Genomic DNA, 24,984 nt, shown 5'->3' on the forward strand with positions numbered 1-24,984 from the left:
CGACTGTCTGCCGAAACGAAACCCGTAAGGATTGGCCAGCGCCCTAATTCCTGCGGGACCTGTACGCGTGAGCCTGAAGGGAAGGTGTCGTTACTGCGCGACAGTCCTCCAGCTATCCCCTTGCCTCCAGGGCGTTCAACACACCTCGTTACTGGTCAAGGAGGGTGCACAACACGATCGTCGAATCGATGACTACCGGCGACTGCGAATGATTTGACCGGTAACCCGTGCTCATACAGTCTCGATCAATTCAGCGCAGGAATGACCGATTCGCAATGACCTTCAGTCGTCTGCAGTGTAGGGTACGGGTGGCCGAGGTGGGTCGAACTGAGCCAACTGGATGGCTTCGACAGACCGAGATCGGCATGGGTTGCACAGGACGCTGTGGGCATGGAACATTGAGCCTATGCGATGATCCGCATCAGTCCGAGCGATGGATAACAGCCAGCTTCGCGAGCCGGGAGCAGTGTCGTACGTGTCGATCATGATGCACAATTTTCTCAGGTTCTTTTTCAGTTGTAACCGACGGTCCCTTGGCTACACACGGCGCGGTCACTGCGGCTGATGCTTGGCGCGACGGGAACAATTTCGAAGTCTTGCGCCAGGATCACTGCAGCCTTGGCTGGGTGACCAACAAAGCTGCAGGACCCAAAATCATCGCCAATTGGCCGCAATGACCGATGTGAGCGCTGCCTGATAGTTGCTGGGCAACGTCATCTGCCCGGCGGCGGGCGGGTTGAAACTGGCCATCGCCTGCACCAGCAACTCCACCTGGGTGTCGTGCAGCACCTTACCGCTGGCGGTCCGCATCTCTTCCACGTGATAGGCGCCGCCCTGGTACCAATCTCGCATCAACATCCGGTCCGCCGTGCCGATAATGCTCACCTCCAGGTCATTGCCCACGTGGCGGAACCACAGCTGGTTCTCGGCAATATCATTGCCGAAAACCAGCACGTCGGTATTCCCCGAGGTGGCGTCGTTCTCCAGGATGGTGTCGACACCATATCCCCGCCCAAAGGCGTAGGTGTCGTTCCCCGTGCCACCGGCGAGAACGTCATTCCCGGTGCCGCCATCCAGCAGGTCATTGCCTTCGCCACCGTCCAGGTAGTCCTGGCCGGCACCGCCATAGAGCCGATCGTTGCCAGACTCGCCCCAAAGCCTGTCGTCACCATTCTCCCCATAGAGGGTGTCGTCGCCTTGCTGGCCGTACAGGTAATCGCCATCATCGCCTCCGTACATGACGTCGTTGCCAGCGCCACCAGCCATCTGATCGCGTCCTGCCAGGCCCCATAGAACGTTGTCCCGGTCGTCACCCTGAATAAGATCCGAGTTGTTGGAGCCGACCGCATTCTCGAAATTCCGGAAGGTGTCGGTGGAAACCACATTGCCCGAGACGTCCTTTTCCTGCGTGGTGCCGAGGCCCATCTGGATATTCACTCCGCCAGGACCTGTGCCGGGGGTGGCTGGAAGGAGCGCGATCTTTTCGCGGCTCTCATACGACAACGTGTCAATGCCCGCGCCGCCGTCCAGGATGTCATTACCAAGGCCACCGTCAATCAGGTCGCCCCCGTCCCCACCACTCAGCGTATCGTTCCCCGCGCCGCCAAATATAACGTCGTTGCCGGCACTGCCAACCAGCGTATCCGCTGCAGCCGTTCCGAGCATCGTTCGACGCTGATTACTGGACAGCGTTATGCCATCCATTCCCGGCATCTTGCTGATTGCCTCGTCGCCGCTGAGGAAGTACGCCGCCCATTCGCCCCAGGACTGGCCGTTGTTAATAGCACCAAGCCCCCACGACATCTCGTTCTCGCTTGGCTCCCGCCCCACAGCCTGCCGGTAGACAAGCTGGATGAACTCGTCGTCGTTCATATTCCCAAAACGCTCAAAAAACTCCTGCGAGTTCGCTAGCCCCATGCCAATCCATCGGTAGCCCGATCCGCGATTGAGAACTGCCAGGCCGCTCTCCAGACCGCTGGGGTCCACCCCTCGTCCAAGAATCCCGCGATACAGGCGGTCGATCCCAAGCGCGTTTGGGTCCGATATCCACAGGCCCTGCTGCACCACATCCCTGGTCATCCCCTTGAGTTCGTCATGGTTGGCAAACCAGAGCAACAGTTCCCCCTTGCTCATGCCCTTGTACATTCCGGCCATGCGGTCCAGGATCTCGCCATTGCTTCCCGGACGGCGTAGCACGTTCCGGAAGAGCGCCTCAATCAACGCCTGATTGTCCAGCGATCCGTACTTCGCCATAAACTCACCGGAGTTCGCCACACTGTTCGCCCACGCGACCGGTGTCATGCCCCCTTCCAGGTTGGCCACGTGCCACGCCAGTCCACCTGGGTCGGGAACTCGGCCAAGAGCGACCTCGTACATGCGGTAGGCGAGCGCGGCATGGCCATTGGCATCCATATGCAAACGCCCATCGAGGAACTTGATCTCCTCAATATTGATAAGCGTATCGCGGCCCTTGGCACCCTGGACGCTGTATTCGCCTAACCTGGCATCCCATCGAATCTGAAAATTCTTGTGAAAGCCGGCATAGGTCACCCTATCGTAACCGTCCCCACCATCAATCGTGTCATTGCCACCATTGCCATCGAAGATATTGTTCTCCGCGCCGCCCTTAAGGACATCGTTGAACTTCGTGCCGATGAAATTCTGGATGTTCATCAAGCGGTTTCCGAGGCTGTCGAGTCCGATCATGACCTCATAGTTCTCCAAAGAGCCTGGATCATCCTCGCGAGGACGCGTCTCGGTGCCCATCGTCTGCCCAACGGTGATACCGAATGCCAGGTCCGCATAGGAAACGGTATTCTGGCCGCCGTCTCCGTTGACGTAGTATTGTCGGCCTGCGATCACGAACGTATCGTTACCGCTGCGACCCAGCAACACGCTGCCACGCTCGCCACCGATCAACGTATCGCCCGCCTGTGAGGCGGTGAGGCCATTCACGTGAACCTGTCCGTCGAAGAGGTCTTCATGAGCAATGCTGTGTGTCCCCGCAACCCCATCGAATGAGAGACGTTCCACGCCAGTGATATTGGCAAATAGGTCCAGGGCTTCAGGAGCGGTGCCGATCAGGCGGATCGTCCCACCGGCCGACGTGCTGATCAAGGTCCCCCCCTCGCCGTCATTGCTCACAACCGCACTATTGCTGCCGTCGACGATCTGGACCTGGTCACCCTTGCGTCCGGCTGTGAAGTTCGAGACCGTCGCCCGCGACCAACTGGTGAGCGCGATGTTGTCGACCCCTCCGCTTGCCACAAACGCCTCGTACCCTTGGCCTGCGATCAGCAGGTTATAGCCAGTCTCGGCCACGATTGTCTGCCCATCGGCACCTGCATACACTCTGCTGTAGCCCGCGGACTGCGCAATGGCGCTGAGCAGGAGGTCACCCGCTGCCTTAAGCTTAGCCATCGGCTGAAGTAACGCGCCATAAGCCTTGAACGTGTCGGCAGCAAAGTCGGCCTCCATCGGTCCAGCAAAGGTCAGACCGTTGGAGAGATGTCCCGTCAACGAGATATTGGCGGGAATCAAGTCATTTAGTTCGGCCTGCAGGGCTGCCATGCGCACCGTCATCGATTGCACCTGCTTCTGGATGTCGAAATACTTGACAAGTGCGCCCCCCCAACGATTGGTCGCAATCCGGGCCTGCTCGACCGCGCTCCCGCGGGCTACACCGGTCTGCGTCGCATTTGCCACCTGGGCCGCGCTGTTGGCCGCCGAGATGGCATTTGCCCCGCCCGCGATCGCGTCAGCCGTCTCCCTCTCAACCTGTAACAGTGCAGGGATGCCGGCCAGCAAATCGGCCGTATGCTCGGGAGCATAGTTCAAGACCGGGACTCGTACTACTCCGTCCGTATTTGCGTAATGATTGGGGTCATATGTGTAGATCGGCGCGGTCTGGCCAGCTTTTGTGTAACCAATCTTGATCGACGTTCCAGACAGCACCCGGAAACGTGTCTGCCCCATCCATTCCCTTAGTTTGGCGAGCGGTGCCGATACGTCCATCGACGTGTTGGCTAGCGACTCGGAGATCGCTGTTGCTTGGCCGGCGGCCATCGCCACAAATCCCTTGCCGGCATAGTCAGCAAATGCCAGCGCCGCCGCGCTGGCGGGCCGCGGCCCGTCGACGGGGCGAGGCAATTCTGTTGCCAGTCCCACATCTTCAATGGTGTGACGCTTGCCATCGCTCGTCGTGTACCCTGCCTGGCTCGCGATCACGTTGCCCTCGACGTTCCGATTGACTGGCTGTGCGACCAGATCGATGGAGGTAATCCCCAGGCTAGCGAGCGAACGCAGTTCGCCTGCATCCGTCCTCCCATCCTGATTCGCATCGACCCAGACCTGTAGTTCATCGAAGTAACTCTGGCCCGTCTTCGGATCAACCCTGGCCGTGCCTCGGGAAAATGTTGTGGCCCCTGCCTGCGCAAGGGTGCCGAGCGCCTGGAAGCCGGTCAAGCCAGCGGTCGGTTGCCCAGATGCCGAGAAGTGCTGACCGAACCACTCTCCCGCGTCATCCACGACACCATTGCCATTCCTGTCGAAGACCAGAATCCCATTGGTTCGTCCTACCCATCCGAGCGGCTTTGCAGCGCCCGTCATATTGGCGTCGAACCTAGCCTGACTCCTATCCATTGCCGTGAGTTCGATGCCGCGATCATCCAGATCCAAAACAAGCGGATACGACTGACCACCACCCAAACCAAGGACTTTCACGCTAAAGCTAGATGGCCTCTCCAGCAGAGCGTTCACTCTAAACTGGGCCAGAATAGCCATGGACTGCCTGATCGCCGCATCCATGGCACCGCTGAGTCGATAAGAAGCCGGCACTTCACCTCTGAGCAACATGACGGCATAACCGTTATTGGGCTCGTTGACCAGATTGAGGCGCTTGGCAAGAAAGCGAAGGGATTCGGCATTCCTGGCGGACTCTTGCATTCCCGCCCCATTTGCCGCATTGGCCACGGCAAACTTATCGTTAATCTCGGCGCGGGCTCTGCCGCTGGCGTTCGTCAGGTCTCCCCAGTCAGACGATGCTTGCGTATTGGCGAGGAATGTCGCGAGATCGCCACCGACATAGGTCTGTCCGTCCTGCTGCCACTGCGTCGGCACCCACTTGCCCGATGTGTCCTGCGCATAGGTGGCGATCACACTGCCATCGCCCAACGATATGGTCGCGGTGCGGCCAGCCGCCGTGCTTTCCAGGATCAATCTCGCTGGCGCACTCCCTTCGTCCCGGATCAGGGAAACATCGTAGCCGCTGAGACTTCCATCACCCTTTCTAATTTGGAAATGGAACGACGTCGTATTGACGTCACTGCTTTCTTCGCTCGTTGGTGGCATCAGATTGATAATTTCTGCGCCGCCACCTGCTTGAGAGTAAACATCCCTTAGCGTATTCCCAATCTGAACCCGCCGTCCTTCCCATATGTAATCATCTACATAGATACCGACGACCGCATCATCAAGAGCAGCACCGCTGACGCCAGGATTAGCCGCACGGGCCTTCGCGGAGGCAGAATCCACACGTTGGCGCCAGTATTTACTGGAAAATAGGTCAATATGATCAGACGTTCCTACCTGAATCTCGTTTACAATCTTGTACTCACCATGGTAATACGACAAAGCCTCATTCTTTGCGACAATCTGAACGTATAGCACGGCCTTACCAAAAGCGTCTAGACTAGCATCACTCCAGATCGATCGCGTTGTTTCATACACCTCCTTTCCGCGAATATAGTGATTCAGCTCGTGAGCCAGTTGAATGATGAATTGACTCGTATCTCCATTCTTTGCAGCGCTCAAAGTGTCGAGTCGAATCCCTGGCTCTGCCGTATCCTTTTCACTTACGTAGACAAACCGACCGTGTCCCTCTATTATTGGACTATAGATACGATCCCTCACGTCGGTCGCGTATCGAGCAATCCAATCAGTCAGCGTTGGTGACGCCCCAATTCTACTGATTGTTTTAGCATCCAATGTGAGCCCAGTACCTTTCAATATGGTAACCAAATCATCTTTCAATGGCATCACTTATCTCCTTGTGATTGGCATGATGCGATCTCCTGCCTTAACCCAATACTGCTCGCACATTCATTAATGTTTTCGGGATCATAGAATGTGAAACTCAGCCCATTATTTCCATTCATATAGCTGTACGGGTATATTCCAACGGAAGGAGGAACAGTTCTGGCCAACTCCGGAAAGTATTTACTTAAATCAACCCGGGAGATGCAAATATTATCTACATCAAGGTCAGATCTAAATAATATTCTCGTTGGTTTTTCCGATTTTGAAACAAACTTCCCAAAATAGGGATAATTCGATGCCTTCGAAAACTCCGGCGACATGGCGTTCACCTTGTAACCAATAGATATCCCTCGAACGCCACGGCGCTGCTTATCCATATCATCAAGCGGAAGCCGCTCCGCCTGGTCAACTTCAAAGCGGATATGCAGATAGCGCTCCATGTCATCCGGCGTGAATAACTCTTGCTCTTGCAGCAGCATTTTCATGTCCGCCAGGAATTGCCGCGGAGTCCTCACTTGCGTAAAATCTGTCTGTGCGATAGCGAGCAACGGGAAGCCTGCCAGTAACCCAACCCAAAACGCTCCTATCGCGCTCCGGCTTGCATGCAATCGACGACTCGCCATTCTCTTCCACCATATCCCTGATCGCTCTGGGGAATCTCGCCGTATCACCATCCTTCTTTTTGACATCGTTGTATCTCCTTACATTCCAGAGCTTTCCGCTCCGGCTTATCGCTCTCTAAGGCTCTCGTCCGAGTATTGCATCAGTGGTGTCAAGAAATATTCAATCACCCTGCGCTTGCCGGTCTTCACTTCGACCGTCGCCGCCATCCCTGGCGCCAGATTGACGGTCTTGCCGTCCACCTGGATTGTCGAGGTCTTGAGCTTCACCCGTGTCGAATAGACCAACCCCCTCTTCTCGTCGTTGATCGCGTCGTTCGAGACCGTGGTCACCGTGCCGTCGATCGTGCCGTACTTTGTGTACTGGAACGTCTCAATCTTGACCGTGGCCTCGTGCCCCGGGCTCACAAAGCCAATGTCCTTGTTCTCCAGGAACGCCTCGATCTCCAGCGGATCGTCTGTCGGCACAATGATCATCAACGGCTGGGCTTCGGTCACGACCCCGCCCACGGTGTGCGCGGCCAGTTGCTGCACCGTCCCGTCCACCGGCGCGGTTAGGGTGGTCTGTTTCACTCGGGTTTCCGCCTTTCTCAGGTCTTGTGACAGCGCGGCTGCTTTCTGAATGCCGTCGTTCAAGCTTTCGAGATGGGTCTTCCGACTCTCTGCGGTCTGCGCACTGCGTTGCGCACGGGTTTCCCTGAGGGCGGCCTCCAGCTCCCTGTATCGGCTGCGCTGGGTTGCCAGATCCGCTTCCAGTTCCAGCCGCGCTTGCTCCTTCTCGAGGTAGCCGTGTTTGGACACGAAGTTCTTGCTCACGAGATCCTTGAAGTCCTGGGCCCGTTGCTGGGCTAGGGGCAGCGTCTGCTCGAGCTTCTTGACCACCTCGGCGGTAGACTGCTTCTCGGCTTCCCGTTTGGCGCTCTCCGCATCGATCCTGGCGATCCGGGTCTGGTAGTCGCTGTATTGGCCTTGCAGCCAGACGCGCGCTTCCTGATAGGCGACGTCGGGAATTTCGCTCGCGGGATTCAGGTGGGGCGGCTTCCCACTTTCGATCGCGTCGAGCATCGCCTGCGCCCGGGCCGCCTGCAGCCTGGCCTGGGCAAGGTCGTTCAGGATCCGTGCCTGGTCTGCCGCGCTCGCGGTCGGATCCAGCTCGATCAGGACATCGCCTGCCTTGACTCGCTGGCCATCGGTCACGTGGATCGCCGTCACCGTGGCAACCTCCAGCGGCTGGATGATCTTGGTGCGGGCGTTGGGCACGATCTTGCCTTGGGCGCTCGCGACGATATCGATCCTGCCGGCGATGGCCCAGACCAGCGCCAACGCGGCGAATCCCATCAGCAGCCACATCACCAAGCGCGGCGCTGGCGAAACCGGTGTCTCGGTCAGCGCCAGGGTCGCCGGCAGGAACTGGGCTTCGCTTCTGGTGTAGCCCGCGCCATCCAGCGTTTTTCGGTTTTGCCAGGCGGCTTGCCAGACCCTGCGGTACCGTTGGCACAGGGCGGCCAGGCCCTGCAGTTGATAAAGGAGAGTCATGCGCTATCCTGCCTGCATGGCGTATAGTCGGGCGTAGTGCCCGCCCTGGCGGCGCAGCAGCTCAGTGTGGCTGCCGGCCTCCACGATCTGGCCCTTTTCCATCACAACGATGCGATCGGCCTGTCGCACGGCCGAGAGCCGGTGGGCGATGATCAGTACGGTACGCCCCCGGCAGATGGCCTTCATGTTCTCCTGAATGATCCGCTCGGACTCGTAGTCCAGCGCGCTGGTAGCTTCGTCGAAGATCAGGATGCGGGGATTGGCCATCAGGGCCCGGGCGATCGCGATGCGCTGGCGCTGGCCGCCGGATAGCGTGCTGCCGTGCTCGCCGACCTGGGTGTCATACCCCTCGGGGAGCTCGGCGACGAAGTCGTGGGCACCGGCCAGCTGCGCCGCACGCATCACCGCATCGAGCGGTGCGCCAGGGTCAATCAGGGCGATGTTCTCACGTATGGTGCGGCTAAACAGGACGTTCTCCTGCAGCACCACGCCAATCTGCCGGCGCAGCGAGGAGGGGTCGGCCAGCGCCAGGTCGATCCCGTCGACCAGCACCCTGCCCCGCTCCGGCGTGTAGAGACGTTGCACCAGCTTGGCCAGCGTACTCTTGCCCGAGCCGGAGCGTCCAACAATGCCAATGACCTCACCTGGGCGAATCGCAAGCGACACGCCGCGCAGGACTTCTGGCATGTCGGGCCGGTAGCGGAACACCACCTCATCGAAGGCGATGGCGCCGCTGACGGCCGGGAGCGAGGATTTGGCCGTGCTGAGCTCCGTGCGGCTGTTGAGGATATCCCCCAGGCGTTGCACTGAAATCCCGGTCTGCTGGAAATCGGTCCACAGCTGCGCCAGGCGCATCACCGGCGTGGCCACATGGCTGGAAAGCATGTTGAAGGCAATCAGCTGGCCCACGGTGAGCTTGCCGTCGATGACGAGTTTGGCGCCAAAGTACATGGTGGCCACCGTCACCAGCTTGCTGATCAGTGTCACGCCGCTGTTGGCAAAGGTGCCGATGGTCACCGTCTTGAAGCCGGCTCCGACGTAGTGCGCAAGCTGCTGGTCCCATTTGCGGGTCCATTGCGGCTCCACCGCCATCGCCTTGACGGTGTGGATCCCGCTGATGGTTTCCACTAGGAACGCCTGATTCTCCGCATCCCGATTGAACTTCTCATGCAGGCGTGCCCGCAGCACAGGCGTGAATAGGAGCGACAGCAGGAAATAGCTGGGCAGCGAGATCACCACGATCAGGGTCAGCCACCCGCTGTAGTAGAACATGACGACCAGAAACACCACAGAGAAGACCAGGTCAAGAACCAACGTGATGGCGTTGCCGGTCAGAAAGGAACGAATGGTTTCCAGCTCACGGATGCGCGCGACCGAGTCGCCCACGCGTCGGGCCTGGAAGTACGCGAGCGGCAGCGCCAGCAAGTGTCGGAATAGCCGGGCGCCGAGTTCCACGTCGATGCGACTGCTCGTGTGGGAGAAGACGTAGGTACGCAGCGCTGTGAGCACCACCTCGAACACGGTTACCGCCAGGAGGCCGATCGCGATGACATCAAGGGTGGTATAGCCATGGTGGACCAGCACCTTGTCCATGACCACCTGAAAGAACAGCGGTGTGACCAAGGAAAACAGCTGCAGCACGAAGGACACCAACAAGACTTCGCCCAGCAGCTTTCGGTATTTGACTACTGCGGGAATGAACCAGGTGAAGTCGAACTTGGCGAGGTCGCCCACCACCGAGGCACGCGAAGAAAACAGGATCAGCGTGCCGGACCAGCGAGCGAGGAACTCGGCCTCGGCAACGATTTCCGGGCGACTAGTCTCTGGCGACTGAACCAAGACCTTGCCGCCTTCGCAACGGGCCAGCACAAAAGCCCGACCGTCACGGTCCAGGGCCAGCGCCGGCAAAGGCTGGAGCGACAGGCGAGCCACCGTTGGACGCGTGACCTTGGCCGATAGACCTAGCTGTTTGGCGGCGAGTCGCAGTTCATCGAGTGTGAGACTGCTACCGCTGCGGTGTTCGTGTGCAATCTGTTCGGGCTCCGCGGGTACCCCATGGAACCGGGCGATCATCACCAGGCTGGCGAGAACAGTGTCCATGGGAGGCGCAGCTTCACCCGGATGCTCTGCTTCGCCACCGACCAGCGTCAGCAACGGATTCTTGTCGAGCATATCGTTTGTAGGTGGTATGCGAATCGAACGGCCTATGACAGGATGGTGGTCGATTTCATCGACAGCGCTGCAGCACTCGCATGCGCCTTGAATAGGCCGTTGATCGCATGCAAAAATGATGACTGAATGTACTAATGTATTGTGACAACGGAAAGTCTGGTTTTGGCTAGGCGGCCGGCGCTAGGTACCGCCCATTGGCAGGGTATTTAGAACCCGAGATATATCCCTGCGATACAGCCGGGCCCCGAGGAAGACTGCCGAGCCTCCCAGAGGCATAGGCGTGGCGCCGCTGTAACCAACGTGAGAAAGAAGCCGCACAAGGCGGCTTCAAAGTGGCGAAGAGGTGGCGCCTCAAGTCATCACGACCCAGCTGCGATCGCGTTGGGGTGATGCTTCGCGAACTACCGTCCTCGGGCAGTTCTTGACTTTGCCACTCCGGCAGAAGCCATGGCAGAAGAGATCAACAAATTACGAACCGGTGTTGCAGCTCAGACTTGAAACTGCCCTTGTAAATAATCATATCGTGATGATAAACGGTCTTTATCGATCGTTGGTTTCTATGATCTTGAGCCAAGGCCAGCGAGCTTGATAACTTTTCGCCTTCTGATCGAACAAGTCTGGCTGGGGATTTTTTGGATTCATACGAAGCACCCCTTGCTCTATGTCGGCCAGACCGTAAGGCGCATAGACTTCACCTGTTTCAGCATCCAGTCCAATACACGTACCTGCAATCAAGTAGCGATCAATACCGTCTTTAGCCGACTGAAGCTGAGGGTAATACCGGCCAAACCGCTGATTGTACCAAAGGTGGACGCGAGCCTGATTCTTGATCTCAATGTTAACTTCGAGGTCCTGGAAGAGGTCCTGAGCCGAGTTGATGACCTCATTCTCGGCCTCCCAAGACAGATCATTGTCGAAGTAAAAAACGTCGTAGTCCTTCACCCCCCAAGCTGACGGCAGGCTCGACTGATGATTCCAGACGGATTGGAACAGGCAGCCCGCAGTGAGCATGCATTGATTCAAACCGAGTGAAGGCAAGCGTGAGGTAATTTCAGCGTTTATCGGATTGGCCATTGCTATCCTGACCAACCTTTCGACAGTCAATGTCATTTTCATTTCTTTGGAGTCGATCTAGTCCTGGCGACCGACAATACATCAAAGCATTGTGAGATTTCGCGAAGGACAGCGTTTTTACACTCTTGGCCAGTTGAGGAACCCGGCAATCGCGCGCAGGCGCGACTGGATCGTCCCGTAGGAGCGCCGATAGTGGCGATTGCTCGCCTTAAGCGAGCGTGCCGCTTCACGCGCAGCCACAAGCATACGCATTGCCGGGCGAGCGAGTGGAGGGCTATTGAGCGTCCAAGATACCGTAGTGCTGGATAAGTACGCGTTGTTTCAGTTACCCTCGCGTGCAAGTCGCAGGTAGCGTTCTCCTTCTGATTGCAGCTGCGCATCGCTCGCTGCCAACTGAGCTTTCGCCTCAGCCAGGTTGTCCCGGCAGCCCTGCCAACGGCAATCCGGTACCCGTTTGACTAGGAAGCTGGGCGACACATTCGCGGCCATTGCATCCAGCCGCACTCCGTCCACCCAATCCACCCGCCACTTGGTATCAGGCATATGGTCGGCATTGTTGCCGTACTGCATTTGCCCGCGGTAGCGCATCGGCTTGCCGTTGAAAAACATCCAGGTCTCCCGCTTGACCGGTACGTTCCCCTCTATCGCTCGTTCAGTACCTGCTTCGGCCATCAGTTCCACCTGTGCAATGGGCCCGCTCTGCATCAGCACCAACAAGACACCCTCGGACGCGTTGTAGTGCTTTAAGCCATGCCAGCGCGGCGTACTGCTCGGCATGACCACCGTACTGATGCGTTCCTTGGCATGAAACGAAGACAGCCGCTCGGGAAACTGATTGCGCTTGAGGTCGGCTGGAATACGCCCTGTTCTGGCTAAATCCGGTGATGCCAGAAGGCGTTGCGACAGTTCCTGGCTCAACTGGCCCGGCCACGACAGCTGGCGCACGCGGCCATCCGGTCCGCTGAGGCTGGCGCGCATGGTGGTCGCGGCCAATGGATCGCCGTAATGGTCCAACTGCCCCGGTGTTCTGACGCCCAAATCCACCAACTGATAGCCGACCGTGTCCTTCTCCGCGAGGACCAGCGCAATGCTCAGGGGTTGTTTACGCTGCCAGGCAAAACGACGCCGGCCGTCCGACGACAGCTCGCGATCCCAGCCGGCAAACATTGGGACACGCCACAGCGCATTTGCGGGCGCCCGCAGTTCGGAATGAGAGAAGTAGTAATGCGGCGCGGGCGCTTCTGGCAGCTCGAAGCGCAGCTTCAGCGGCTGGCCTGCAGCCCCCTGCAGCACTTGCGCTTTTGCCGTGACTTTGTGCACGATCAGCGACGACTCCATCTCGAAGCGCGGGGCCGGAATACAGGTGGTGCCGACCCAGCAGGTGAACAACTGCAAGCGGGGGCGCGTCTTCTGCGCCTCGCCCTCGATACCCTCGGTGGGCAGGTAATAGGCGACGAGGTCTGCATGGTTCCATATCTGCGGCCACAAGGTGGTCTGCGTGGACTCATCCAGATAGGCAATGGACGTGTCCGCCAACTCGACCTCCAAGGATATCGACGCTGCTTGCACGTAGGTCGAAGCTGCAAACAACGCAGCGGTTGCAAGGGCGCGCCATAGGGCCGTCCCGGCGGCTGAACGTGCGAAAAACAGGGCAGTTTGAATTGGCATTCTCCAAATTGGAAATGAAATGGCTAATCAACACACAGCCGCTGCGGGAGCAGCAGTGGCTAGGATCACTGCCTGCTGGACTCTACCGTGTTCCTCCTGTACCTGCGTGTGCAGAACGTGCAGCCGGGGAACGCCTGGAGGACTACTGTAGCAGGCGTTGCCCTTGGAAGCTGTTGCGTCAAATTCTTGGACTACGTTTTCTCAGCGATAACTCGGTCCGATCCATTTTCCTCATGATTTGCGACCGGCTTAACGGAGGTTTGTCCAATGCGGGAGTCCGGACTCGCCGGCTGGCGGCAGCAGATGCTCACTGCTGGGCAGAAGGTCCTTGTGGAAGATGCGCCGAATTTGCTCCTGAGTGCTCTGACGGCCCGCCTTCAGGCTCAGCTTGCGGAATTCGAACCACTGCTCGAACACCTTCAGGAAGGTGTGCTCTTCGGCCAACAGGGCCAGCCGGCGCTACTGATTGCGATGCTTGTGAGGATTGATGCCGCGGGCGACCAGCTCGCGAGCTTCGTCGCGTCTGGTTCGGGCTTCTTTGAGGGAAATCTCGGGATAAGTGCCTAGAGCGAGGCGCTTTTGCTTGTCATGCCAGCAGTAGCGAAAATGCCAGCTTTTGTTGCCTTTTTGGGATACCGCCAAGGACAGACCATCAGTATCGCCGAGGGTGTGTTCCTTGCCGGCGGCATTGGCCTGGCGCACGGCGGTGTCGGAGAGTGCCACGTTCAACTCCTCTGCACCTGGGTTCAGGAACAGATGGTCGACATATCGCCCGCTGCCAAACAGCAATAATGCGTTCAAGCACTCGTCCGTATCGATGGACTGAAAAATGGACTAAAAAGCGCTGGCTGGTGTTGGATTCCAGTGGAAGGCACTGGAATGAAAAAAGGGGCTTTCGCCCCTGTTTTCAATGACTTACAGAACTCGGTGGAACGCTGTAGATCTATATTCTGGAGCGGGAGACGAGGCTCGAACTCGCGACCTCAACCTTGGCAAGGTTGCGCTCTACCAACTGAGCTACTCCCGCTTTTTGGCTCCCCGACCTGGGCTCGAACCAGGGACCTACGGATTAACAGTCCGGCGCTCTACCAACTGAGCTATCGGGGAACTAAGGCCCGTCTGTGCAACGGAGGCCGGATTGTACAACAAGAATTTCGCCAAGTGAATAGCTTGTTGAGTAGATTCGCCGGAAACACATTGCGCCAGGTGGACAAGTCTTTTCCGGCTCTTTGCTGATCCGCGGTGAGCGACACAAGCGGTGGATATCAAGATCTGCCGCGGCAGCCATATCCACAAAAAACACTTGCGTACCCGCGGACCGCGCGATATAGTCTCGCCCTCAAGTGCGGCTGTAGCTCAGTTGGATAGAGTACTTGGCTACGAACCAAGGGGTCGTGGGTTCGAATCCTGCCAGCCGCACCACCTGACACAAGCAGTAAAAAGAACGGCTTAGAGGCTTGGTCTCTAAGCCGTTTTTTTATCGATGCCGCAGGGATCGCCGATCCCCCATTCTTTCCCTTTCATGCATCCGCAGCGCTCACGCGCTCAATCGGCGAAGACCGGCAAACTGGCACCGATGCGCCTGAGCAATTCGTTTGCCGCTGTCGGCAATGGCCGGCCCAGCCGCACGATGGCCTGGCATTCTGGCGACAGCAGCACCGGATGCGCTACCGGCAGCGCGGCCAGTTCTCCCCGTTCGATTTCGAGCCGTGCGCCAAGCACCGGCATAAAGGTAACGCCCGCGCCGCTGCGGACAAACTGCTTCAGCACCTGCAGCGAATTGGTGGTCAGTGCAGGCGTCAGGTGAATGCGCTCGGTGAACTCCACCACGTCGATAATCTGCCGCAGGCCATAGGGCGCGGTCATCAGCGCAAGCGGATAGCGCATCGCATCGGCCAGCGTTACCGGGCCTTCGTGGCCAGCCAGCGGATGGTCCCTGCCGACCAGCAGGCAAACCGGGTGGACCTTGCGGAACCGGCAACGGATGGCCGGGTGCGCCGGCGGGCTGTAGGCCAGCCCGATATGAGCGCAATCTGTTGCGACCGCTTCCACCACTTCGTTGACCGAGCGTACCTGGATGCCCACGTTCAGTTGCGGGTAGTCGATACAGAATGGCCCGATCACGCGGGCCGTGAGGTCATCGACAAACCCCTCGCTGATGGCCAGCTGGAGGTTGCCGCGCTGCATGCCGCGCAGCTCTTGCAGGCGCGTGCTCAGGTGCTCATGCTGCGCGCGGCAGCCACGGTGGTACTCCAGCAGCATGTCGGCGGCTTCGGTCGGCACCAGCCCGCGCGCACGGCGCTCGAACAAGGGCAGGCCCAGTTCCTTTTCCAGCAACTGGATCTGCCGGCTGATCACCGATGCCGCAGAGTTCAGCTTCTCGGCGGCGCCGCGGATCGAGCCGCAGGCCACCACTTCATGAAAATAGCGCAGACGCGACTGGCTGATTTCCTGCATATACGCTCCCCTCTTTTTCTTGCCCCGATCCCGGCCTGATCTTCCGCAATCCCCACCGGCACGCTCCCGGCCGCCACCGCCCATGCGGCCGCTGCGCCAACGGCAGCGTCGACTGCTGCGTTGCCCGTAGAGCAACGATAATTTACCACCGTGGTCATTGTCCCGAACGCAGGCCATGACAATAATGGCCATTGCGCGCCGGGTACGGCCACTGGCGCCGATCCATGACAACAAACATAAGAACAAACGATAAGGAGGAGACCCGCATGTCTGTCGCCCACAAAACCCCCGACCAGCGCCAGGATCCGCGGCTGGCAGCGCTTTACCGCAAGATCAGTTGGCGCATCCTGCCCTTCCTGCTGCTGTGCTACGTCTTCGCTTACCTCGACCGCATCAATATCGGTTTCGCCAAGCTGCAGATGCAGCAGGACGTCGGCCTCAGCGACGCGGCCTACGGCCTTGGTGCCGGCATCTTCTTCCTCGGCTACGTGATGTTCGAGGTGCCCAGCAACCTGCTGCTTGCGCGTATTGGCGCGCGCCGGACCATCAGCCGCATCCTGGTGCTGTGGGGCACGACGTCGGCCTGCATGCTGTTCGTGCAGGGCGAGTGGAGCTTCTATGCCCTGCGTTTCCTGCTGGGCGTGTTCGAAGCCGGCTTCGCGCCGGGCATGATCTTCTACCTGACCTACTGGTACTCCCAGTCGCGCATGGCGGGGGTGATGGCGCTGGTGATGTGCGCCGGGCCCATCGGCGGCATCGTCGGCGGACCGATGTCCACCTGGATCATGACGGCCTTCTCGGGCGCGCACGGGCTGGACGGATGGCAATGGATGTTCCTGATCGAGGGCTTGCCTTGCCTGCTGCTGGGCGCCCTTGCCTACAAGATCATGGACGACCGGCCCGGCGACGCCCGCTGGCTCAGCGCGGCGGAAAAAGCGCTGCTGCATGCCGATCTCGCCCAGCGCTCTGCGCAGCAGAAACACGCCTTCCGCGACGTGCTGAAGGACAGCAAGGTCTACGGCATGGCCGCCACGTATTTCTGCCTGATCTGCGGCATCTACGCGGTCAGCTTCTGGCTGCCCACCCTGCTGAAGAACGCCGGGGTGGTCGATACCATGCAGATCGGCTTCTACTCGACCATCCCCTATATCGCCGCCATTGCCTGCATGCTCGCCTTCGCCCGCAGCTCCGACCGCCGGCGCGAGCGGCGCTGGCACACCATGGTGCCGGCCTTGCTCGCCGGCGTCGGCCTGTGCGTGGCCACCAGCGCGCCCGGCAATTTCGCCTTGTCGTTGACGAGCATCACGCTCGCCACCGGCATGATGTGGGCTGCCTATACGGTGTTCTGGGCGATGCCGTCCGAGTACCTGAAAGGCGAGGCGGCAGCCGGCGGCATCGCACTGATCAATAGCATCGGCCTGCTGGGCGGCTTCCTCAGCCCCGCCATCATCGGCTGGGCCAAAGAGGCTACCGGCTCGCTCAGCGCCGGCCTGTATGCGATCGCAGCCCTGCTCGTGGCCGGCGCCCTGCTGCTGGTGGTCAACCGGCGGCCTGGCACGGCGGCCGTCCGCGCCTGAAGCGCTTCCGACACCGGCCGGCGCCTGCTCCGGCCATCATTTCCTCATCCAACGGACAATTACCGATGCATATCCTGGTGGCCGGGTTTCAGCACGAGACCAATACCTTTGCCCCCTCCAAGGCCGACTACGAGAACTTCGTGCGCGGCGAGAGCTTTCCCGCCATGGCGCGCGGCCAGGCCATGCTCGCGCTGCGCGAGGTCAATATTCCCGCCGGGGGCTTTATCGACGCGGCACTGGCGCAGGCGCACACCATCGAGCCAGTGATATGGGCCGGTGCCAGTCCGTCCGCGCATGTCACCCAGGCCGCGTACGAGCGCATTGCCGGCGAAATCGTCGAGGCCGCCGGCGCGGCCCGCTACGATGCCATCTACCTGGACCTGCACGGCGCCATGGTGGCCGAGCATGCCGACGACGGCGAAGGCGAACTGCTGAGCCGCCTGCGCCGTCAGGTGGGCTCACAGGTGCCCATCGTGGCCAGCCTGGACCTGCACGCCAACGTCACCGAACGCATGCTGGCATCCGCCGACGCCCTCGTGGCCTTCCGCACCTATCCGCACATCGATATGGCGGCTACCGGCGCGCTGGCCGCGGCGCTGCTGCGCGAGCGCATCGGCGCGCAAGCCGGCTGGCACCGCAGCGTGCGCCGGCTGCCCTTCCTGATCCCGATCAACGGCATGTGCACGCTGCTCGAGCCAGCCGGACGCATCTACGCCATGCTGGCGGAGCTGGAGCGGCGCGAAGGCGTCAGCTCCCTGTCATTCGCGCCGGGCTTCCCGGCTGCGGACTTTCCGGAATGCGGGCCGGTGCTTTGGGGCTACGGCACGGATGCGGACGCGGTGGAGCGGGCCGTCGAGACGCTGTACCTGGCAGTGATGACAGCGGAAGCCGAATGGTCGGTCACCTTCCATGCTCCCGAGGCAGCGGTACGCATCGCGCAGCAGCTCGCCAGGCATGCGACGCGCCCGGTGGTGATCGCCGATACGCAAGACAACCCCGGTGCCGGCGGCGATGCCAACACCACCGGCATGCTGCGCGCCCTGGTCGACGCCGGCGTGCAGGACGCGGCCATCGGCCTGTTCTACGATCCCGCCGCCGTGGCCGAAGCCGTACGCGCCGGCGCGGGCAGCCGTATCAGGCTCAGCCTCGGTGGCCAATCCGGCGTGCCCGGAGACGCCCCCTTTATCGGCGACTTCCTGGTGGAAAGCCTGTCGGACGGCAAGACCCGCTTCGACGGCCCGATGATGCACGGCATGCCGGTGGATCTCGGTGCCGTTGCCTGCCTGCGGATCGGCGGCATCCGCGTGGTGGTGTGCGCGATGAAGGTGCAGATGCTCGACCGCAATCTGTTCCGGGTTGGCGGCGTCGAGCCCGAGGCGATGAAAATCCTGGTGGTAAAGAGTTCGGTGCATTTCCGCGCCGACTTCGAGCCGATCGCGGAGCAGGTCCTGGTCGCCAAGGCCCCCGGCCCGATGCTCGCGGATTCGGCGGACCTGCCGTGGAGCCGGCTAGCCGAGGGCATCCGCACGCGCCCGCTCGGCCAGCCTTTCAAGCACGGCTAGGCGCCGCGCCGCGTTGTCCACGGGAAGGTTTTCACTGCATCGATATACGCCGGCCAGGCCGGAAGCCATGCCGCCTGGCTCGCCAGGTGGCAGCCAGGCCGGCCAGTAGCAACGCCAGCAACACCCAGGGGAAGACCGCGGCGCCCGCGGTCTCCAGCAGCACGCCGCCGATCACGCCGCTGCCGGCAAAGGCGAGGTTGAAGACGGTCACCAGCATCGACTGTGCGACCTCGGCACCGTCGCCGGCGGCGTCGGCCAGGGCAGTCTGCAGCAGCGTCGGCGCGCCGCCGAAGCTCAGCCCCCAGGCCGCGACGCCGACATACACCACCGCGGGCGAGGTGCCGCCGATACCCAGCGCCAGCGAGACCAGGGCGAATACCCCAAGGCTGATCAGCACCAGCGCACGCAGCCAGCGATCCACCAGCAGGCCAGTGAGCCAGATGCCCAGGATGGCCGCGATACCGAAGATCAGCAGCACCAGGTCCACGCGACCGGCCAGGCCGGCCAAAGCCAGGAACGGCGAGATATAGGTATAGAGGATGTAATGGGCAAGGATCCAGGCCAGGATCACGAACAGCACCGGGCACACACCCGGCGTTGCCAGGACCTCGCGCATCGGCTGGCGCCGGCCGGCCGTCTCCCCGGGGAAGTCGGGCACCCTCAGGAACACCCACGCCATCAGCACCAAAGTCAGCCCGGACAGGATGCCGAAGATGCTGCGCCACCCGGCCAGTGCGCCGGCCCAGGCGCTCAGCGGCACGCCCAGCGACAAGGCCAGCGGTATGCCGACCATTGCCACCGCGAGGGCCCGCCCTTGCTGCGGGCCCGCCACCATGCGCCTGGCGTAGCTTGCCAGCAGGCTCCAGGCCAGCCCGGTAGCGATGCCCACCATGAAGCGCGCCGCCAGCGTCAACGCGAAATAGGGAGACGCGGCGGTCACGGCATTGCAGACGAAGAAGCCGCCCGCCGCCAGCAACAGCACGCGACGCCGGCGCCAGCCACGCAAGGCGATGGTCAACGGGATCGCCGCCAGGCCGGAGCCCAGTGCGCAAAGTGTCACGAGTTGACCTGCCCACGCCTCTGAAACACCAAAGCCATGCGCGATCTGCGGGAGCAGGCCGGCCGGTACGGTTTCATTGGCGGTCGCGATAAAACTGGCCATGGTCAGGGCCAGCAAGGCCCCCATGGGAAGGTGGCCAGCGGTGGACGGGCGGGCGCCCCCCGAGGATGCCGCACTCACCGCCTGGAGAGTGTTATCACTCATTGCTGTCTGCCTTTCATCGTGGATCCTTCGTTTGGTTTGCAATGCGTCAGCGTAGTGGCGAGCGGCGCCGGCGATAATTGGCTTACCATTGGAATGATTTTCAAATCCACGTGAAAAATGGCCACGGATCGACTCGGCGACATGCGCCTGTTTGCAGAAGCAGCGGCACTAGGCAGCCTGTCCGCGGCTGGGCGCAGGCTCGGTGTCTCCCCCGCCGCGGCAAGCGCACGGCTTTTCAAGCTGGAGGCGGCGTTGCACGCAAGGCTGTTCGATCGCACCACGCGCCAGTTGCGCTTGACTGACGAGGGCCGCCTGTACCTGCAGCATTGCCGGATCGCCCTGCGCGCCGTCGACGATGCGGAAGCTGCGCTCCAGGCAGGTCGGAACACGGTGCGCGGCAAGCTGCGGATTTCGGCGTCGTCGGATTTCGGCCGGAACCTGCTGAGCCAGTGGCTCGATGAATTCCTCGGCCTGTATCCGGACCTGAAGATTGCGCTGTCGTTATCGGACTCGCTGTCGAACCTGCTGCAGGACGATATCGACCTGGCGATTCGCTTTGGCGTGCCGAGCGACGGTACGCTGATCGCTCGGCGCCTGGCGCCCAACCGGCGCGTGCTGTGCGCATCGCCCGACTATCTCGCCCGGCACGGCGAACCCAGGACGCCAGCGGACCTGGCCAATCACCAGTTCATCGTACTGGTCACCGCGGCAGGCCCGTTGAACGAGTTCCAGTTCGTCATGGACGAGCAGCCCTGCAGCCACACGGTGCCGATGGACCAGGCATGGGAAACCAATGACGGGGCGCAGGCCCGGGCCTGGGTGCTGGCGGGCCGCGGCATAGCGCGCAAGACCATCTGGGATGCCGCCGCGGACGTCCGCGCCGGGGCGCTGAAAATCCTGCTGCCCGGTCTGAGCCCGAGCGAGGCCGGGGTCCACGCCGTATTTCACGGCACCAGATTCATGGTGCCCCGCGTACGCGTGCTCCTCGATTTCCTGATAGAGCGCTTCCGCCGCGAAACCGGGGAACTGCTCGGCGATATCATCATCCCTGGCTTCTAGGCGCTGCCTGTCCGCAGCGCGATCGCGCGCAACGCGCCGCATGGAAAATGCTGTTCGCGCGGCGGCCCGGCGCTCCGGTCATGGCCGACCTGCCTGAAGTACCATCGGGGCGGGGGATCCAAAGCGACGCCCAGCCTGGCGCGCCGGAGCAACCAAAATTGCCGAAAACCGAAAAACCAATGGAGACGAGCATGCTGCACAATGCCGCTGAATCTACTCTGGTGCTGGTGGATTTCCAGGCTCGCCTGATGCCGGCAATACACGATGGCGATCGCGTCGTAAAGGAGGCCATACGTCTTGCCAACATCGCGCGCGTCCTGGGCGTGCCCATAGTCGGCACCGAGCAAAGCCCCGGCAGCCTCGGCGAAAATCTCGATGAGATCAAAAGGCTGTGCGACCGGACCGTGGCAAAGGACCACTTCGATGCATGCCGGGACGGTTTGCCCGACGCGCTCCCTGCCGGGCGAAAGCATGTGGTGGTAGCCGGCTGCGAAGCCCACGTCTGCGTTCTCCAGACCGTCGCCGGGCTGCTGGACCACGGCCTGAAAGTCACCGTCGTGCTGGATGCGATAGGCTCGCGCAAGCGCGCCAGCTACGAGGCGGCCGTCGACAGGATGCGGCGGGACGGGGCCACTGCAGCCACTGTCGAGATGATTGCCTTCGAATGGCTGCGCACGAGCCGGCATGAACGGTTCCGCGAAGTGCTCGGCTTGGTGAAGTAACGTTCGTGAAGCGGCGCGTCGCGGCGCAGCGCCCCATGTGAGAAAAAAGCGCCCCACCGGAACTGCGTGGGGCGCCGCCTTGCTTCAGGCTCCTTCCAGGTTATGTCCGGCTTTACACCGGCACATCCCTGCTCGGATCCGGCTTCCGGTTGTCAAACCAGCGGTACAGCGTCGGCACCATCACCAGCGTCAGCAAGGTCGAGGTGATCAGCCCGCCGATCACCACCACCGCCAGCGGACGCTGCACTTCCGATCCCGGACCGGTGGAGAACAGGAACGGCACCAGCCCCAGCATGGCGATGGTCGCCGTCATCATTACCGGACGGAAACGCTGGGTAGCGCCCTGCACCACCGCTTCGTCCAGCGACAGGCCGGAGTCCCGCAGCGTGCGGATATACGACACCAGCACCACCCCGTTGAGCACCGCCATGCCCCACAGCGCGATAAAGCCCACCGAGGCCGGCACCGACAGGTACTCGCCGGTGATGAACAGCCCGATGATGCCGCCGATGGAAGCAAACGGCAGCACGGTGATGATCAGCGTGGCAAAACGCACGGAGTTGAACAGCAGGAACAGCAGGAAGAAGATCGCGGCGATGGTCACCGGCACGATGATCTTCAGGTGGCCCATGGCGCGTTCCATGTTCTGGAACTGGCCGCCCCACTCCAGGTAGTAGCCTTCCGGCAGCTTGACCTTGCTGCCGGCCGCCTGCTGCAGCTCGGCGACGAAGCCGCCAAGGTCGCGGTCCTTGACGTTGATCATCACCACTACGCGGCGCTTGGCCATTTCGCGACTGATCTGCGCGGGACCGTCGGTGACCTCGATCCTGGCCACGCTTTGCAGCGGCACCTGGGCGCCGTTGGGCGTGGCCACCAGCAGCTGGCGGATGGCCTGCACGTTGTCGCGGAAGTCCTCGGGCAGACGCACGGCGGCGGCAAAGCGGCGCTCGCCTTCGAAAATATCCGTGGCGCGCTTGCCGCCGATGGCGATCTCGATGATGTCGTGGATGTCGGAGACGTTCAGCCCGTAGCGGGCGATGGCTTGCCGGTCGATCTCGATCGACAGGTACTGTTGCCCGGAGATCCGTTCGATGCGGATATCCTGCGAGCCCTGGATGCCGCCCGCCACGCGCGCGATCTCTCCAGCCAGCTCGCGCAGCTTGTCGAGGTCGTCGCCGAACACCTTCACCGCCACGTCCGAACGCACACCGCTGACCATCTCGTCGACACGGTCCGAGATCGGCTGCGCCATCACGATCTGCACGCCGGGGATGGCCTTGAGCTTCTCGCGGATGGCGCTGGCGATATCGTCCTGGGTCCAGCCGTCGGGCCACTCGTCGCGGTCCTTCAGGCTGGCGATGGGCGTCGATTCGTTCTGGCCTTGCGGGTCCGCCGGGCTTTCGCCGCGGCCCACGCCGGACACTACCGACTTCACTCCCGGCACCGACAGCACCAGCTTGTTGGCTTCCATCTCCAGCTTGACCGACTCCTCCAGCGAGATATTCGGTACGCGGTCCAGCGCCGGCACGATCGAGCCTTCCTTCATCTCGGGGATGAAGGACGTGCCTAGCAGCGGCACGATGGCCAGGGTGGCCAGGAACGCCCCCACCGCGCCGATCACGGTCTTGCGGCTATTGCCGAGCGCCCAGTACAGCATGCGCAGGTAATGCCGCTTCATGAAGGCGATCATCCGCGTGTCGTGCTCGGCGCCGCCCTTGAGCAGGTAGGACGACAGCACCGGCGACAGCGTCAGCGACAGGAACAGCGAGATCGCCAGCGCGATGGATATGGTGAAGGCCAGCGGCGCGAACATCTTGCCTTCCATGCCGGTCAGCGTCATCAGCGGCAGGAACACCAGGATGATGATGCCCACGCCAACGATCACCGGCGTGGCCACTTCCTGCACGGCCTTGACCAGGATCTCGGTCTTGCTCATGCCTGAATGATCGCGATGCCCCAGCCGCTCGAAGGCATTCTCCACCACCACCACCGACCCGTCGACCATCAGGCCGATGGCGATGGCAAGCCCCCCCAGCGACATCAGGTTGGCCGACAAGCCCACCTGGTTCATTACCATGAAGGTCAGCAACGGCGTCAGCACCAGCGTGGCCAGCACGATGACCGACGAGCGCACATCCCCCAGGAACAGGAACAGCACGATTACCACCAGCACCACCCCCTCGAGCAGCACCTTGGTCACCGTCCACAGGGCAGAATCCACCAGCTCGCTGCGGTCGTAGTACGGCACGATCTGCAGCTTGCCCGGCAGCATGCCGCGCTCGTTGATCTCGGCCACCCGAGCCTTGACGCGGCTCACCACTTCCTTGGCATTGCCGCCGCGCATCATCATCACGATGCCGCCCACCGATTCGGTCTCGCCGTTCTTGACCAGCGCGCCCTGCCGTACCTCGTGGCCGATGGTCACGTCGGCCACATCGCGCAGGTAGACCGGCGTGCCAGAGATCTCCTTGAGCACGATGCTGCCGATATCGTCCACGCCACGGGCCAGGCCCACGCCGCGGATCAGGTACTGCTCGGCATAGTGCGGCAGCACGCCGCCGCCGGAGTTGGCGTTGTTGCGCGCCAGCGACTGGTAGACCTGCTGCAGCGTGATCTGGTGATGCCGCATGCGGTCCGGGTTGACCAGCACCTGGTACTGCTTGACGAAGCCGCCCTGCGAGTTGATTTCCGCCACGCCGGGGATCGAGCGCAACAGCGGGCGCACCACCCAGTCCTGCGCGATGCGCCGCTCGGACAACTCCTCGGTGGTCAGCGCGCGGTTGCCGTCGTCGGCGCGGTCCAGTGTGTACTGGTAGACCTCGCCCAGGCCGGTGGAAACCGGACCCAGCACCGGCGTCACGCCCTCGGGCATGCGGCCGGCCACCTCGATCAGGCGCTCCATCACCAGTTGCCGGGCGAAGTAGACATCCGTCGCATCGGTAAACACCAGGGTGATCAGCGACAGGCCCGCTTTGTTCAGCGAACGCATCTCTTCCAGGCCCGGCAGTCCGGTCATCGCCATTTCCACCGGCACGGTGACAAAGCGCTCCACCTCTTCGGGCGAGCGGCCGGTGGCGTCGGTGGCGATCTGCACCTGCACATTGGTCACGTCGGGAAAGGCATCCACCGACAGTTTGGTAGCCGCGCGCAGGCCGAAGAAGAACAGCACCACGGCCAGCACGCACACCACCAGCCGCTGCTTGATAGCGGCTTCCACAAGGGATTTCATCATGTCCG

At 61.4% G+C, this 24,984-nt stretch carries 15 protein-coding genes and 3 tRNA genes; 5 read left to right on the forward strand and 13 right to left on the reverse strand.

Features of this window, described 5'->3' with window-relative positions; translation table 11 throughout:
• Positions 1-654 precede the first annotated feature (654 nt).
• From AC3FOF_RS24195 to AC3FOF_RS24240, 10 genes are all read right to left on the reverse strand, one after another.
• Complete coding sequence (locus tag AC3FOF_RS24195; RefSeq protein ID WP_488728004.1) at positions 655-6,036, reverse strand: calcium-binding protein; 5,382 nt, start codon at positions 6,034-6,036, stop codon at positions 655-657.
• Positions 6,036-6,515: a hypothetical protein gene (locus AC3FOF_RS24200; protein WP_488728005.1), complete on the reverse strand. Its 480-nt coding sequence runs from the start codon at positions 6,513-6,515 to the stop codon at positions 6,036-6,038. The genes AC3FOF_RS24195 and AC3FOF_RS24200 overlap by 1 nt, the downstream gene beginning before the upstream one ends.
• Before the next feature lie 249 nt (positions 6,516-6,764).
• Positions 6,765-8,192 carry an HlyD family type I secretion periplasmic adaptor subunit gene (locus AC3FOF_RS24205; RefSeq protein ID WP_488728006.1) on the reverse strand — a complete coding sequence of 476 codons (1,428 nt, stop codon included), beginning with the start codon at positions 8,190-8,192 and terminating at the stop codon, positions 6,765-6,767.
• Between the two features lie 3 nt (positions 8,193-8,195).
• Positions 8,196-10,364 (reverse strand): type I secretion system permease/ATPase, encoded by a 2,169-nt coding sequence (locus AC3FOF_RS24210; RefSeq protein ID WP_488728007.1) that lies wholly within the window; start codon positions 10,362-10,364, stop codon positions 8,196-8,198.
• A gap of 540 nt (positions 10,365-10,904) precedes the next feature.
• Positions 10,905-11,474, reverse strand: coding sequence for a nucleotidyltransferase family protein (locus AC3FOF_RS24215; protein WP_488728008.1), 570 nt, complete (start codon positions 11,472-11,474; stop codon positions 10,905-10,907).
• Between the two features lie 285 nt (positions 11,475-11,759).
• Entirely contained in the window at positions 11,760-13,106 is a 1,347-nt protein-coding gene (locus AC3FOF_RS24220) for a hypothetical protein (protein ID WP_488728009.1), read from the reverse strand.
• Positions 13,107-13,355: 249 nt separating this feature from the next.
• Positions 13,356-13,550 (reverse strand): hypothetical protein, encoded by a 195-nt coding sequence (locus AC3FOF_RS24225; RefSeq protein WP_488728010.1) that lies wholly within the window; start codon positions 13,548-13,550, stop codon positions 13,356-13,358.
• Between the two features lie 15 nt (positions 13,551-13,565).
• Positions 13,566-13,907: an Arm DNA-binding domain-containing protein gene (locus tag AC3FOF_RS24230; RefSeq protein ID WP_488728011.1), complete on the reverse strand. Its 342-nt coding sequence runs from the start codon at positions 13,905-13,907 to the stop codon at positions 13,566-13,568.
• A gap of 150 nt (positions 13,908-14,057) precedes the next feature.
• Positions 14,058-14,133: transfer RNA gene (locus tag AC3FOF_RS24235), tRNA-Gly, on the reverse strand.
• 4 nt (positions 14,134-14,137) lie between these two features.
• Positions 14,138-14,213: transfer RNA gene (locus AC3FOF_RS24240), tRNA-Asn, on the reverse strand.
• Positions 14,214-14,451: 238 nt separating this feature from the next.
• On the opposite strand from AC3FOF_RS24240, the gene AC3FOF_RS24245 reads away from it, so the two are divergent.
• Positions 14,452-14,528: transfer RNA gene (locus tag AC3FOF_RS24245), tRNA-Arg, on the forward strand.
• Between the two features lie 123 nt (positions 14,529-14,651).
• On the opposite strand, the gene AC3FOF_RS24250 is transcribed toward AC3FOF_RS24245, so the two are convergent.
• Positions 14,652-15,563, reverse strand: coding sequence for a LysR family transcriptional regulator (locus tag AC3FOF_RS24250; RefSeq protein ID WP_017230109.1), 912 nt, complete (start codon positions 15,561-15,563; stop codon positions 14,652-14,654).
• A gap of 266 nt (positions 15,564-15,829) precedes the next feature.
• Here AC3FOF_RS24250 and AC3FOF_RS24255 point away from each other — a divergent pair, with 266 nt between their 5' ends.
• Positions 15,830-17,140: an MFS transporter gene (locus AC3FOF_RS24255; protein ID WP_276266771.1), complete on the forward strand. Its 1,311-nt coding sequence runs from the start codon at positions 15,830-15,832 to the stop codon at positions 17,138-17,140.
• Positions 17,141-17,205: 65 nt separating this feature from the next.
• Positions 17,206-18,702: a M81 family metallopeptidase gene (locus AC3FOF_RS24260; RefSeq protein ID WP_488728012.1), complete on the forward strand. Its 1,497-nt coding sequence runs from the start codon at positions 17,206-17,208 to the stop codon at positions 18,700-18,702.
• Between the two features lie 31 nt (positions 18,703-18,733).
• Here the strand turns inward: AC3FOF_RS24260 and AC3FOF_RS24265 are convergent, their stop codons facing one another.
• Entirely contained in the window at positions 18,734-19,888 is a 1,155-nt protein-coding gene (locus AC3FOF_RS24265; protein ID WP_488728042.1) for an MFS transporter, read from the reverse strand.
• A gap of 195 nt (positions 19,889-20,083) precedes the next feature.
• On the opposite strand from AC3FOF_RS24265, the gene AC3FOF_RS24270 reads away from it, so the two are divergent.
• Complete coding sequence (locus AC3FOF_RS24270; RefSeq protein WP_017230112.1) at positions 20,084-21,025, forward strand: LysR family transcriptional regulator; 942 nt, start codon at positions 20,084-20,086, stop codon at positions 21,023-21,025.
• Between the two features lie 191 nt (positions 21,026-21,216).
• Positions 21,217-21,747: an isochorismatase family protein gene (locus AC3FOF_RS24275; RefSeq protein WP_017230113.1), complete on the forward strand. Its 531-nt coding sequence runs from the start codon at positions 21,217-21,219 to the stop codon at positions 21,745-21,747.
• A gap of 112 nt (positions 21,748-21,859) precedes the next feature.
• Here AC3FOF_RS24275 and AC3FOF_RS24280 read toward each other — a convergent pair whose 3' ends face one another.
• On the reverse strand, positions 21,860-24,979 hold the full coding sequence (locus tag AC3FOF_RS24280) for an efflux RND transporter permease subunit (protein WP_488728013.1): 3,120 nt from the start codon (positions 24,977-24,979) through the stop codon (positions 21,860-21,862).
• Positions 24,980-24,984: the final 5 nt, after the last annotated feature.

The sequence above is a fragment of the Cupriavidus sp. 96C5-1 genome, from assembly GCF_057798855.1.

What these genes read in the sequence shown, in the direction of transcription:
- AC3FOF_RS24195 (WP_488728004.1), bottom strand. Translation starts at nt 6,036, where the DNA reads ATGCCATTGAAAGATGATTTGGTTACCATATTGAAAGGTACTGGGCTC.
- AC3FOF_RS24200 (WP_488728005.1), bottom strand. Translation starts at nt 6,515, where the DNA reads ATGCTGCTGCAAGAGCAAGAGTTATTCACGCCGGATGACATGGAGCGC.
- AC3FOF_RS24205 (WP_488728006.1), bottom strand. Translation starts at nt 8,192, where the DNA reads ATGACTCTCCTTTATCAACTGCAGGGCCTGGCCGCCCTGTGCCAACGG.
- AC3FOF_RS24210 (WP_488728007.1), bottom strand. Translation starts at nt 10,364, where the DNA reads ATGCTCGACAAGAATCCGTTGCTGACGCTGGTCGGTGGCGAAGCAGAG.
- AC3FOF_RS24215 (WP_488728008.1), bottom strand. Translation starts at nt 11,474, where the DNA reads ATGACATTGACTGTCGAAAGGTTGGTCAGGATAGCAATGGCCAATCCG.
- AC3FOF_RS24220 (WP_488728009.1), bottom strand. Translation starts at nt 13,106, where the DNA reads ATGCCAATTCAAACTGCCCTGTTTTTCGCACGTTCAGCCGCCGGGACG.
- AC3FOF_RS24250 (WP_017230109.1), bottom strand. Translation starts at nt 15,563, where the DNA reads ATGCAGGAAATCAGCCAGTCGCGTCTGCGCTATTTTCATGAAGTGGTG.
- AC3FOF_RS24255 (WP_276266771.1), top strand. Translation starts at nt 15,830, where the DNA reads ATGTCTGTCGCCCACAAAACCCCCGACCAGCGCCAGGATCCGCGGCTG.
- AC3FOF_RS24260 (WP_488728012.1), top strand. Translation starts at nt 17,206, where the DNA reads ATGCATATCCTGGTGGCCGGGTTTCAGCACGAGACCAATACCTTTGCC.
- AC3FOF_RS24265 (WP_488728042.1), bottom strand. Translation starts at nt 19,888, where the DNA reads ATGGGGGCCTTGCTGGCCCTGACCATGGCCAGTTTTATCGCGACCGCC.
- AC3FOF_RS24270 (WP_017230112.1), top strand. Translation starts at nt 20,084, where the DNA reads ATGGCCACGGATCGACTCGGCGACATGCGCCTGTTTGCAGAAGCAGCG.
- AC3FOF_RS24275 (WP_017230113.1), top strand. Translation starts at nt 21,217, where the DNA reads ATGCTGCACAATGCCGCTGAATCTACTCTGGTGCTGGTGGATTTCCAG.
- AC3FOF_RS24280 (WP_488728013.1), bottom strand. Translation starts at nt 24,979, where the DNA reads ATGATGAAATCCCTTGTGGAAGCCGCTATCAAGCAGCGGCTGGTGGTG.